Source organism: Pseudalgibacter alginicilyticus (genome assembly GCF_001310225.1).
In the GTDB taxonomy this organism is placed as follows: Bacteria; Bacteroidota; Bacteroidia; order Flavobacteriales; family Flavobacteriaceae; genus Pseudalgibacter; species Pseudalgibacter alginicilyticus.
The window spans coordinates 1705684-1716527 of sequence record NZ_CP012898.1 but is presented as its reverse complement, the minus strand read 5'-3'; the positions used below and the strand labels follow the sequence as shown (position 1 = coordinate 1716527).

The following is a 10844-nucleotide window of genomic DNA, read 5'->3' as shown; positions in this document are numbered from 1 at the left end:
GGGTTACTTTCGTAGGAGAATTAATCCCAAATTTATTTAAGATGAAAAACTTTAAATCCTTATTAGTTTGTTTTTTAATATCAGCGTATTCTTTTGCAAACGTTACTATAAGTGATAAAGAAGCTCTTTTGGCACTTTATAATGCTACAAATGGAGCGGCTTGGAATTCTAGTTGGAATATAGATAATCCTATGGATTCTTGGTACGGTGTTACAATTGAAAATGATAAAGTAGTTGAATTAAATCTTCCTTTTAATAATTTAGAAGGTGTATTACCAGATGAAATAGGTAATTTAACGAGTCTTAGAAAATTAAATTTAGGATTTAATAAAATTGGAGGTACAATACCAACAAGTTTAGCAAACCTACAAGAATTAACTTCTTTAGAATTGTTTATGAATAAGTTTGAAGGAAACATACCAGCTGAACTTGGTGCTCTAAAAAAATTAGAATCTTTAAAACTATATAGTAATGCTTTAACTGGAGAAATTCCAGCTTCATTAATGGAACTTACTAAGTTACAAGAGCTTTTGTTAGGTAGTAATTATTTAACAGGAACTATTCCAAATGAAATTTATGCATTAAGTGGTTTAAAAAAATTAAGCTTAATGGATAATAAAATGGAAGGTGAAATACCTGCAGAGATTGCACAGTTAACACAACTTGAAGAATTATTATTATCAAGTAATCAATTTACAGGTGATTTGCCTATTGAGTTTATGAACTTAACAAATTTAAATACCATGATGGTAAGTGATAATAATTTAAATCAAGAATACATAAGTGTTTCAGGAAAGAATCCTCCAAGTTTAATGCTTTTAGAAATGCAAAATGCTACAGCAACAATGGATTTAGAAAAAGAATAAAATTTTAATTTAGTTTAATAAATAAATAGGCAATACATAAAATGTATTGCCTATTTTTGATTTATAGATAAAATGAATGAGCATTATTTTACTTGTCCATATTGTTGGGAAACCATATCCATGTTGTTGGATAGTTCGGTTTTTAAACAGGTTTATATAGAAGATTGTGAAATTTGTTGTAACCCAATACAGGTGTCTGTAAAGTTTTTTAATTTGGAATTAGTAGATTTTCAAGTAGATAGCATTGAATAGTAATATTTTCTAATTTTATCATTGTAGAAAGTAAAAAGGATTGTATATTTGCAGTCCGAAACAATCTGGTCGGCATTATGAACCGAAAGTTGAAAGCTAAGTATATTGTTTCTGGTATTAATATCGCGGGATAGAGCAGTAGGTAGCTCGTCGGGCTCATAACCCGAAGGTCACTGGTTCGAGTCCAGTTCCCGCTACTAGTAAAGACAAGGCTTCACAGAAATGTGAAGCCTTTTTTTATTTTACATAGTACAGAATAAGTACAGAATCGTAGTATTTTCGATTTGACATTTCTCTTGATTTCAAATGCTATTATTTTGTAGTAAGAAATATTATTGATGAAATATTTTAATACTTAAACGTATTTTTCATTAATTCCATTTCATTTCTTGGAATACCTAGATCCGTTGCTAATTGTTGCCACTGACCCACATTCTGCTGAATTTTATTGATAATAGCATTGACTTCTTTTTCTTTTAACCGAAAATAGGGAGCGACTTCCCGTACTAGGTTTAAGTCCAAAGCATTGTCATTTTCTGAAATATTAAGTTTTAAACCTGTACCGTTCGGTGTTGGATTGATATCATAAGCCGGCGAAAGTATCCAACCGGAATCCGTTAAAAGAAATCCGTGATTGCGAAGGTGGTCATCCGTATTAGAAATACAGACATTAAACACAATACGTCTCCATAACTTCTTGAGATCATTATCAACATCAGCCCCATTCTGCATTAAAAATTCCACGAGCTCTAAATAACTGACCCCATCTTGATAGTCCGTCCCGTCAGTATATCCCAATAAGGTCATTGCAGAGGCAAAATGGATACGGATACCATCGATCTTCCTATCAAAACGTTGTGTCAAAAAGGTATATTGGTGATGAGAAAATTTTTGGACTCTTGATGGTGCCATTTCAATTCCGGATTGAATGGCAAGTCGATACGCCAGCATTTCCCAGGCACCCATATCCTGCTGGTCATTTTGGCTTGGAAATTTAGCAATCCACAAACTACCATCTGTGTCTTGAATATTGGCCTTAGGTCTTGCACCTCCTAAGGAAGATCCAGGTGCCATTAGCATATTGAGCCATTTTAGGTATTCCGGATTATCTGGGGCATCTTCTTTCTCTAGCTGTAAGCTGGCAAATTCAAGATCTCTAAGCGCAGCAAAAGGTGGGGCAGCCATAGCTTCATCATCATCTAAAAAAGCACCATCCTGTGCTGTTTTAAAACGAAGTCCTCCCATTCGGTTAGTATCGTATACCCCGAGTAGATAATCCGACTCCATTAAAGTTTTGGCGCGTCGATTTTCTTTTCTGGCTTTGGCAGCCTCTTTGCGTATCATCAGCACCCGTCCCCAACGATCTGGTGAGGAGTCGAGGAAAATACCGAAATTGGATTTCTCATTGTTGAGGTACTGAGCCCCTTCGAATAATTGTAGGTCTGGATCTATGATCTGGGCATAATCCGATTGCAACCATCCTTTATCATATTCAAAGGAAAATATTTCTTTCCCTCTAGATAGTGTAGCATATAAACTCCCCATTAAGAATGGAACTTCAATTCCACTCCAATGCGCATATACAAATATTTCTTTTCGTTCCAATGCCATTATTTCTTGGTGTTTTTTGGGCCGCGTTCCTTTACGGTTAGATCCGCATCCTGTATTTTTCTGCCCAATACATCATCGTCGGCCAAAAGCAGTATATCCTTCTCCAGACCTAATACTACTAAAACTTGGAGAATAATACCTAAAGAAATTGAAGGACTCCCTTTTTCTAGAGAAGAAAGTGTGGGACGGGAAATCCCTGCTCGCTCTGAAACCTGATCCATCGTTAGTTTTCTGCGTAAGCGTGCTAATTTAATATTTTCTCCCACCGCTTGTAAAAGCTTCTTATTCTTGGGTAATAATATAATACTATTTCTGGACATAACGTTAAATATATTTTACAAATATATGGAATAAAGTAAATAATATTATACGTTACAAAAAAATGTTTTTTACACCCATTGGGTGTTTATCCAACTTTTTTGCAAATAATTTTCCAAAATTTCTGTGAAGGTTTGTCGCTTGTAATTTTTACAGGTTCATTTATTTCTTCAGTTTCAATCAACCCATATGCTCCAAATTCCCTTTCCAATGTATCTGAGTCATAAAAGAATAACTCTACCCCATGTTTAGTGTGGTATGTATTTCTGCTAATTATATCACCTTTTCCGTATCGGGCATCATTTGTAGAAAGTGCTATAAAAATCATAATACCATTAGTCTCAAGTTGATCGTAGCAATCCTGAATCAGTTTTTTACGCTCTTTTTTATTCAATAGATGAATTAGGGCATAGCAAAAAATGCCCTTGTATTTTTCCAGATCAAAAGGCATATCGGTTACAGATCCGTGATACAATTTATATTCACCCATAACATAGTTTTTAGCTAAGTCAATGGCCGTTTTTGAAATCTCTATACCTGTTATATCAAATCCATCATCAATAAAGGTTTTTGCATTTCTACCGTAGCCAAAACCGGGAATTAGAATTTTTTGTATTTTGTTTTTCTGAAATAACGTTTTCGCTTCCAAAGTTGCATCCGCAGGTTGCAATCCCCACATCATTTGTTTATCCTGAAAATTTGATTCCCAAAATTCTTTCATAATTTTCTATTATTTAGTTACATATTTTGTCTTCTAAAATGTGGCATAGGTATCCCTTTTTGTTTAAATGGGAAATTATAATCTGTGCATCAATTGTAGTTCCCTCAATGCGTAAAATGCTATGATCACAAGGATAGTTTGCTATGGGGGCCTCTATATCAAAGTCAATCTTTAAATCTGGAAAAGACGTTTTAAGGCTTTTTATAATCTGGGTTCCTAGGATTTGATCTGGGATACTGGTGGTGAATACTTCAATCATTGTCTGAATTTTATTAAAAATGTTTTTTGGTCAAGTCGGCGTTGACCATTGCGCCGGCAAGGTTTCCATTGGCAACGGCAGTAGCTACAGAACGCATCATTGTAGAATTGTCCCCACAGGCATAGATACTTTCAATAGTTGTTTGCTGAAATTCATTGACCTTGATATGGCCGTGTTCTGTCAATTCACAGCCTAAAGAAACCGGAATATCGGTATGTTGGACAAAAGGGAATCCTGCATATATTGCATTGAAGGCTACATTTTTTTCATTACTTAAGATGACCTTTTGGAGATGGCCATTCTGATGTTCAATTGCTGAAATTTTAGTTTCGATGATTGCTATTTGATGTGATTCCAATTTCGCCAATTGTTCGGACGTGAAATCTGCTTTTCCAGTCGTCAGGATGGTTAAATTATCCGTAAGGTTGTTCACCAGAGAAGCTAAATGAAATGCGCGCTCACCGTTCGCCATAATACCTGTTTTTTTATTTCGAACTTCGTAGCCGTGACAATAGGGACAATGGATCATCGAAATTCCCCAACATTCTTCAAAACCGTCGATTTTAGGAATGATATCTTTTACTCCAGTAGCAATAATCAGTTTCTCAGCAGTAACTACATCACCTGATTGAGTGGTAATAGAGAAGCCTTTTTTAGTTTTTTCTGCACTGACTGCAAGATCTGTAATAAAGTCAACCGTTGTATATTTTAAAACTTGTTCTTTGGCTTTTGCCGCTATTTCTGTGGGAGGGACGCCATCCTGGGTAATAAAATTATGCGAATGCGGGGTCTGCCGATTACAGGGTTGACCGTTATCAATAATCAACACGTTTCGCAAGGAACGGCCCAATGTCATTGCTGCAGAAAGACCGGCATAACTTCCGCCAATAATAATTACTTCAAAACTTTTAGTTCTCATTGCTTTTAAATATAAACTGTCTCAAAAATGAGACATATCGATGTAAATTTTTTTTAAGGGGCTATTGCTTTTATGTAGGAAGTCCAGGCGAGCTCCTTGATTTCCTCAAAACTTTTAGTTTTGGTTTGCCTTGCGTTGACCGTACTTTCAATAATTCCGGAATGTAAAACCTGTATCCATTCCGGGGACATTGCTGGACTTACTTTACCCTCTTTCTGTAATTCGATAATAATACCTTGGAATTGGTTATAGATATAATCGTAATCCGCACAATTCTTATTTTGATGGTTATGTTCGTGATCTTTACCTTGATGTAGTTTATAAAAAACGGAATATTTTGCTCCACAATCAATTCCGGCGTAGAGCATTCGTTCTAACTGGATGAGGCCATCATCGCTGCTCTGAATTGCCGATATCATTGCTTTCTTGCAGCTTGATTCTATGGCTTGTTTACAGATAGCTACAAGTTCATTCCGATCTTTAAAGTAACGATGCAATGTTCTTCTGGTCACTCCTGCATTATCCGCAACTTTTTGTAAAGGAGCCGATAGGTCTTCATTGAAGATTTTGATTGCAGATTCTATGATTCTTTTTTTTGTATCGGTCATAAGATAAGGCAAAGATAAAAATATTTCTCATATGTGTGACATTTAAATTTGATAAAAATATTTTCCAATATAAAAGTATAATTAGCCCAAAGGGTATTATTCTTTATGGAGTTCGCTCAGCACATTCCCCTGCATTCTGCTAAAAGCTACATTTCGGGCAAAGAGCTTCCCTGAAAAAGTCTTGGACACCATCCCCAATTTCTCCTTTCCATTCCGTTAACCCTTCCCGATGCTTTGGGAAGGAACTCTCCATTCCCAATCCCAAATAGTGAACGGAGTCCGCTCCATCGGAATTCCATTTAATCATTTGGTGCCGCTTCCTATGTATTGGTACTTCACAAAAGCCTTTAGACCTACTCCCTTACCCTCACTGTTCCTCCCTTTTTTTGACAGCAAAATACCAACATTTGGAAGTTGAACGGACTGCATAACCGGTCGCGTACTCCCTTTTATAAGTCCTTATCAATTCCAAATATTGAAACTGTATCAGCAACAAAAAAAGGTAACAGCGAGGGCGCTATGGGAAGTAAATCTAAAATGAAGCTTATGAAATCGTACAAAAACATCAAAAAGGAAGCGGCACCAAAAAAAACAAAAAAGGAAAACGCTCAAGATATAATAAGTAAATCACTTCAAAAAAATAGAAACGCAAACTGTCTGAATGGTTCAGATAGCATTTTAATTAATCTTTAATTCTTTTACTATGAGTACTTTAAAAAATCACGTACAGTTAATCGGAAACGTTGGACAGGAACCAACCATTACCAACCTTGAAAGTGGTAAAAAAGTAGCCCGTTTTTCAATCGCCACCAATGAACACTACAAAAACAATAAGGGCGAAAAAGTGCAGTCTACTGACTGGCACACCGTTGTAGCTTGGGGCAAGACTGCCGAGATTATCGAAAATTATGTAGGCAAGGGAAAGGAAATTGCCATTACGGGAAAATTACGAACCCGCACCTATACCACGGATGACGGAAATCAACGCTATGTTACCGAGGTTGAAGCCAATGAAATTCTATTACTTGGAAGCAAAAGCGATAAGTAATCCTTAAAATTTAAGAGGGCGTTCCCATCGAAAGTTGCGCCCTCTTTTAATTATTAACCCAATTAATAAGTTAAGAATGAAAAGCAAAGTTAATGAAATAGCCATAAGTTACAGCGGAAGCACAAAGGCAAATTTGCTTCCCAAAGTAACCTGTTCCCAAAATGCTGCCGATATAGCCTATAGCCAATGGAACAAAGAAACAATTGAACTGCACGAAACCTTTAAAATAATGATGCTCAACAATGCCAATAAGGTAAAGGGGATTTGTGACGTTTCAAACGGAGGTATCACAGGTACGTTAGTGGATGTGCGCATCCTGTTTGCTGTACTTTTAAAAAGTCTCACCACAGCGGTCATATTATTGCATAACCATCCGAGCGGTACTTTAAAGCCCAGTGAAGCGGATAAAACCCTGACCCAAAAAATCAAAAATGCAGGGGAACTACTTGATATAAAAGTTTTAGACCATTTGATACTTACCCCTGATGGCGATTATTACAGTTTTGCAGATAACGGAATCCTTTAAATTCAAAGCTATGGTATATCTAAATTTTACAGACTTGAACGAAGAGGCTCAAAACCGACTTTTGGAAAATTCTAAAAGAGACGTGGAACGAAAATTTGGGGATGCTATTCGCAAATACGTAAGGGAAAATCATACTTGTTTTAAAACGATGCTAGAGGAAGAAGCATTGCGAAATTTATACTCCTATACCTTTGTATTCAACATCTGATTTTATAAACTGCATAGTCAAGCACCTCTAAATTTTTGGAGGTGTTTTTTTGTTTAATTAATTCCAATTCAAGAAAAATCATTATCTTTATTTCGCTGAAATTCAGCATTCAATTTTACGTAGGGTTATCCATTTTTGACTTTCGCCGATACCCTTACACATCGAAAAATCAAATAACAGGAAATTATTTTCCTCAAAATGGCAATTGGCTTTTGAGCCAGATTGTACGGAATTTTGTTCGCCTGGGGCGAACGAAAAGGAGTAGCAAGAGGGTAACACGCGATGCGATGTTTAGTACTCCTTTTTATTTACAAATCACTGACATTCAGTAATTTGAAAAAATATAAAATTCCCGACCTCCTACAATTTGCGACAAATGCCCTGTGAACGCCCATTTTTAGGGAAGGATTTGCGACAAATCGGCGAATTATGGACTCATTTATCGGCATCAGGTTCAAAAAGGAAACGGCAAAACGTTTTCAGGAATTTTCAAGGACACACTTCGAATCACACACCGAAGCATTGGAAACAATGCTCGACTTTTTCTTCTACAATGAGATTTCCCCAAAGGAAAAATTGGGACCGACAGGTAGGACAATCGAAGCTTCACTAAAGAAACGTATCAATGCGGTCATCGCGATAATGAGGGATATGGAAAAGACACAGACCAAACCCACGGTCGCAATGATAGAATCCCTTTTTCAGACGAACGAACCTTCAAAAAAACCTTTGATTTTGGAAAAGAAAACGGTCGAGGAAAAACCTAAAGTAAGATTTCAGGAAAAGCAAAACCATACTAACGAACTCTAAATTTTTGAGCTATGTATATCACAATTACACCTCAAAAACTGGGAGGGAATTATTCACAAAGTTCAGGCGATTTTGTCGGCTATCTGGAGAAGGAAAACCAGGGTTTGGAACAGGAAGAAATGGAACACTTTTTCAACCAGTATGGAGATAAAATTTCCCCTGAAGAAGTGGTGAAGGATATCGATGGCAACGGTGCCAAACTCAAAAAGACCGAACCGAAATTCTATTCGATTACGGTGAGTCCTTCCAAATATGAACTGAGCCGGTTACAGAACAGTAGTGAAGATTTAAAAAAATACACCCGTGAACTGATGAAGGATTATGTGGCATCCTTTAACCGTGAAATCAACGGAAGACCCATTACCATCGATGATATAAAATATTATGCAAAAATAGAACACCAACGCACTTTTAAGGGAACGGATTGGCAGATCAAGGAAAACCAGCCTTATGCAACGAAAATCCTTCAGCTTAAAACAGAAATCAGAAATATTGAAGAAGGGCGGGCGGAAGGCAATAGCAAACTATTGCAGAAGAAAATTGACCGATTGGAAAAGGAAGCACCGCACCAACAGGACGGGAAGCGAATTGTCCAGGGAATGCAAAAGGCGGGAAACCAAAGTCATACCCATATCATCGTAAGCCGAAAGGATGCCTCCAATACCTTCAGCCTTTCCCCAGGGAGCAAGCATAAGGCATCGGAAGTGGAGATGCACGGTAAGAATGTAAAACGGGGCTTTGACCGTGACCAATTTTTTGAAAGTGCGGAAAAGACTTTTGACAAAACTTTTGGCTATCAACGGAACTTCGCTGAGACCTACAAGGCTCGAAAGGATTTTATAAAGAATCCGAAAGTCTATTTTGCCTCGCTGATGAAACTGCCCACCAATGAAAAGGCGATCGCCTTTAAAATGATGAAGGAAAGTGGTGTTCCAATGCTGCCCAGCATTCCGGTAACACAGGCGCAACTGGCAATGAAGGTATTCAACCGACTGCGCCGTGGCGTAGAAGTGGCCATTAAATCAAGTTCCATAGGTATCTAATCCGAGTATTATGTACATAGACAAGCTTTTTACCGCTCTTTTAACTATTGGCTTGGCCAGTACGCTATTTTATGGAATCTATAAAATATCAAGATATGCATTTATCCTGAACAGTCTCGTGCTGTTTACATTAGCTTATTTTTTACAATATGGGAACGGTTTGGTTTTGGTGTTACTGAATGTGGTCTGTCCGCTTTTGCTGATCAATACAGCATTGTATGTTTTCTTGCATAAAAAGGAGGTGCCAAAAAATGGCGACGACCGGTATCAAATCAATTTTGCTACTACCAAGGGAAACTTCAAACTGGACAATATCAAACGTGGGGCATCCATCATAGGTTCTGCAGGAAGTGGAAAGACCGAAAGTGTGGTGTATGGATTCCTGAAACATTTCCGGAAGGAAGGGTTTTGCGGCATCATCCACGATTACAAAGATTTTGAGCTGACGGAAATGGCCTATCCACTTTTTAAGGATGGTGATATTCCGTTTAAGGTGATTTCCTTTGATAAAATCATCCATCGGGTCAATCCCATTGCGCCTCGCTATTTGGAGAACGAGGAAAGCGTCAATGAGGTTTCCCGAGTGTTAATTGAAAACCTATTGGAGCAAAGGGAATCGGGAACGACCGGCACTACTAAATTTTTCAACGATGCTGCGGAAGGTTTGATCGGTGGATTGATTTGGAAACTCAAAACGACCTACCCCCAATTCTGCACCCTTCCACACTTGATTGCCATTTATCAATATCTGGACACCGATAGCCTGATACAGTTTTTGGAAACCAATACCACATCAAGGGCAATGGCAGATGCCTTCATTAGTGGTAAGGATTCGGAACGGCAAACCGCTGGTGTAAAAAGTACCTTGGCCAATGCACTCAAACGTATCAGCACACAACGGATTTTTATGGCGTTGTCCGCAGATGAAGTGCCGCTCAATATCAACAATACTGAAAATCCTTGTGTGATTTCAGTGGTGAACAATCCAAAATTTGAGACTTCGTATTCACCGGTGATTGCTACTATTGTCCATACCATTACAAAACAAATGAGTGTGCGGAATTCCAAACCTTCATTTCTGTTGATGGAAGAAGCACCTACTATCCGATTATTGAATATGCACCGTATTCCAGCGACATTGCGGAGCTATAATATTTCTACGGTCTATGTGATGCAGGACAAAATTCAGAATGATATGATGTATGGCGATAAGGCTAGCAAGGCGATATTGAGCAATCTTTCCTATCAGTTTTTTGGAAAGGTCAATGACCCGGACACGGCAAAATATTATGAACGCTTTTTTGAGATTATAAAAGACCCGACAAAAAGCGTGAGCCGTGGGCATAATCTGGATTTTGATACGCGAATAACCACAGGGGAAAAGGAAATCCCTAAAATCAGGGCAGATGTTTTTTTTCGATTGAAGCAGGGGGAGTTTATTACGTATGCTGATGGGATGGATAAAAAAGTGCAGTTTAAGTTACAAAGGATTAACAGGGAGCTTCCCCTAGAACCCAAGCAGTTTTCTCAGGCTGATTTGGAAGCTAATTTTGAAAGGATTTATGAGGAAGCGCGTTCGATATTTAATAATTAAATTCACTGCACGTTGATTTCTCTATCATTTCTATTCTGATTTTTAGATTTACTTCTGACTT

Annotated in this window: 15 protein-coding genes and 1 tRNA gene; 10 read left to right on the top strand and 6 right to left on the bottom strand. The window is 37.6% G+C overall.

What is annotated here, in order from left to right; all coding sequences use genetic code 11:
• Positions 1-41 precede the first annotated feature (41 nt).
• From APS56_RS07140 to APS56_RS07130, 3 genes are all read left to right on the top strand, one after another.
• Positions 42-866 carry a Two component regulator three Y domain protein gene (locus APS56_RS07140; protein WP_054726559.1) on the top strand — a complete coding sequence of 275 codons (825 nt, stop codon included), beginning with the start codon at positions 42-44 and terminating at the stop codon, positions 864-866.
• A gap of 72 nt (positions 867-938) precedes the next feature.
• Complete coding sequence (locus APS56_RS07135; protein WP_054726557.1) at positions 939-1118, top strand: CPXCG motif-containing cysteine-rich protein; 180 nt, start codon at positions 939-941, stop codon at positions 1116-1118.
• Between the two features lie 124 nt (positions 1119-1242).
• Positions 1243-1315: transfer RNA gene (locus APS56_RS07130), tRNA-Met, on the top strand.
• 151 nt (positions 1316-1466) lie between these two features.
• Here APS56_RS07130 and APS56_RS07125 read toward each other — a convergent pair.
• From APS56_RS07125 to APS56_RS16955, 6 genes are all read right to left on the bottom strand, one after another.
• Positions 1467-2729, bottom strand: a complete 1263-nt coding sequence (locus tag APS56_RS07125) for a type II toxin-antitoxin system HipA family toxin (RefSeq protein WP_054726554.1) — start codon at positions 2727-2729, stop codon at positions 1467-1469.
• The gene (locus tag APS56_RS07120) at positions 2729-3049 is read right to left on the bottom strand and encodes a helix-turn-helix domain-containing protein (protein ID WP_054726551.1); all 321 of its coding nucleotides are present in this window, start codon (positions 3047-3049) and stop codon (positions 2729-2731) included. Before APS56_RS07120 ends, APS56_RS07125 begins: the two co-directional genes overlap by 1 nt.
• An 86-nt stretch (positions 3050-3135) precedes the next feature.
• On the bottom strand, positions 3136-3768 hold the full coding sequence (locus APS56_RS07115) for a class I SAM-dependent methyltransferase (protein ID WP_054726548.1): 633 nt from the start codon (positions 3766-3768) through the stop codon (positions 3136-3138).
• A gap of 272 nt (positions 3769-4040) precedes the next feature.
• Positions 4041-4946 (bottom strand): NAD(P)/FAD-dependent oxidoreductase, encoded by a 906-nt coding sequence (locus APS56_RS07105; protein ID WP_054726543.1) that lies wholly within the window; start codon positions 4944-4946, stop codon positions 4041-4043.
• Between the two features lie 53 nt (positions 4947-4999).
• Positions 5000-5554 carry a TetR/AcrR family transcriptional regulator gene (locus APS56_RS07100; RefSeq protein ID WP_054726539.1) on the bottom strand — a complete coding sequence of 185 codons (555 nt, stop codon included), beginning with the start codon at positions 5552-5554 and terminating at the stop codon, positions 5000-5002.
• Between the two features lie 146 nt (positions 5555-5700).
• Positions 5701-5853 carry a hypothetical protein gene (locus tag APS56_RS16955; protein ID WP_157757629.1) on the bottom strand — a complete coding sequence of 51 codons (153 nt, stop codon included), beginning with the start codon at positions 5851-5853 and terminating at the stop codon, positions 5701-5703.
• Between the two features lie 115 nt (positions 5854-5968).
• Here APS56_RS16955 and APS56_RS07095 point away from each other — a divergent pair, with 115 nt between their 5' ends.
• From APS56_RS07095 to APS56_RS07065, 7 genes are all read left to right on the top strand, one after another.
• Positions 5969-6247 (top strand): hypothetical protein, encoded by a 279-nt coding sequence (locus APS56_RS07095; protein ID WP_054726536.1) that lies wholly within the window; start codon positions 5969-5971, stop codon positions 6245-6247.
• A 10-nt stretch (positions 6248-6257) separates the two neighbouring features.
• The gene (locus APS56_RS07090) at positions 6258-6602 is read left to right on the top strand and encodes a single-stranded DNA-binding protein (RefSeq protein WP_054726533.1); all 345 of its coding nucleotides are present in this window, start codon (positions 6258-6260) and stop codon (positions 6600-6602) included.
• 76 nt (positions 6603-6678) lie between these two features.
• Positions 6679-7128 carry a JAB domain-containing protein gene (locus tag APS56_RS07085; protein WP_054726529.1) on the top strand — a complete coding sequence of 150 codons (450 nt, stop codon included), beginning with the start codon at positions 6679-6681 and terminating at the stop codon, positions 7126-7128.
• 10 nt (positions 7129-7138) lie between these two features.
• Positions 7139-7336, top strand: coding sequence for a hypothetical protein (locus tag APS56_RS07080; protein ID WP_054726526.1), 198 nt, complete (start codon positions 7139-7141; stop codon positions 7334-7336).
• 429 nt (positions 7337-7765) lie between these two features.
• Positions 7766-8146, top strand: a complete 381-nt coding sequence (locus APS56_RS07075) for a BfmA/BtgA family mobilization protein (protein WP_054726523.1) — start codon at positions 7766-7768, stop codon at positions 8144-8146.
• 11 nt (positions 8147-8157) lie between these two features.
• The gene (mobB, locus tag APS56_RS07070) at positions 8158-9189 is read left to right on the top strand and encodes a MobB family relaxase (RefSeq protein WP_054726520.1); all 1032 of its coding nucleotides are present in this window, start codon (positions 8158-8160) and stop codon (positions 9187-9189) included.
• A 10-nt stretch (positions 9190-9199) separates the two neighbouring features.
• The gene (locus APS56_RS07065; protein ID WP_054726517.1) at positions 9200-10783 is read left to right on the top strand and encodes a type IV secretory system conjugative DNA transfer family protein; all 1584 of its coding nucleotides are present in this window, start codon (positions 9200-9202) and stop codon (positions 10781-10783) included.
• The last annotated feature ends 61 nt before the right edge of the window (positions 10784-10844 follow it).

Coding starts and splice junctions, on each gene's coding strand:
- APS56_RS07140 (WP_054726559.1), top strand. CDS start 42: ATGAAAAACTTTAAATCCTTATTAGTTTGTTTTTTAATATCAGCGTAT.
- APS56_RS07135 (WP_054726557.1), top strand. CDS start 939: ATGAATGAGCATTATTTTACTTGTCCATATTGTTGGGAAACCATATCC.
- APS56_RS07125 (WP_054726554.1), bottom strand. CDS start 2,729: ATGGCATTGGAACGAAAAGAAATATTTGTATATGCGCATTGGAGTGGA.
- APS56_RS07120 (WP_054726551.1), bottom strand. CDS start 3,049: ATGTCCAGAAATAGTATTATATTATTACCCAAGAATAAGAAGCTTTTA.
- APS56_RS07115 (WP_054726548.1), bottom strand. CDS start 3,768: ATGAAAGAATTTTGGGAATCAAATTTTCAGGATAAACAAATGATGTGG.
- APS56_RS07105 (WP_054726543.1), bottom strand. CDS start 4,946: ATGAGAACTAAAAGTTTTGAAGTAATTATTATTGGCGGAAGTTATGCC.
- APS56_RS07100 (WP_054726539.1), bottom strand. CDS start 5,554: ATGACCGATACAAAAAAAAGAATCATAGAATCTGCAATCAAAATCTTC.
- APS56_RS16955 (WP_157757629.1), bottom strand. CDS start 5,853: ATGGAATTCCGATGGAGCGGACTCCGTTCACTATTTGGGATTGGGAAT.
- APS56_RS07090 (WP_054726533.1), top strand. CDS start 6,258: ATGAGTACTTTAAAAAATCACGTACAGTTAATCGGAAACGTTGGACAG.
- APS56_RS07085 (WP_054726529.1), top strand. CDS start 6,679: ATGAAAAGCAAAGTTAATGAAATAGCCATAAGTTACAGCGGAAGCACA.
- APS56_RS07080 (WP_054726526.1), top strand. CDS start 7,139: ATGGTATATCTAAATTTTACAGACTTGAACGAAGAGGCTCAAAACCGA.
- APS56_RS07075 (WP_054726523.1), top strand. CDS start 7,766: ATGGACTCATTTATCGGCATCAGGTTCAAAAAGGAAACGGCAAAACGT.
- mobB (WP_054726520.1), top strand. CDS start 8,158: ATGTATATCACAATTACACCTCAAAAACTGGGAGGGAATTATTCACAA.
- APS56_RS07065 (WP_054726517.1), top strand. CDS start 9,200: ATGTACATAGACAAGCTTTTTACCGCTCTTTTAACTATTGGCTTGGCC.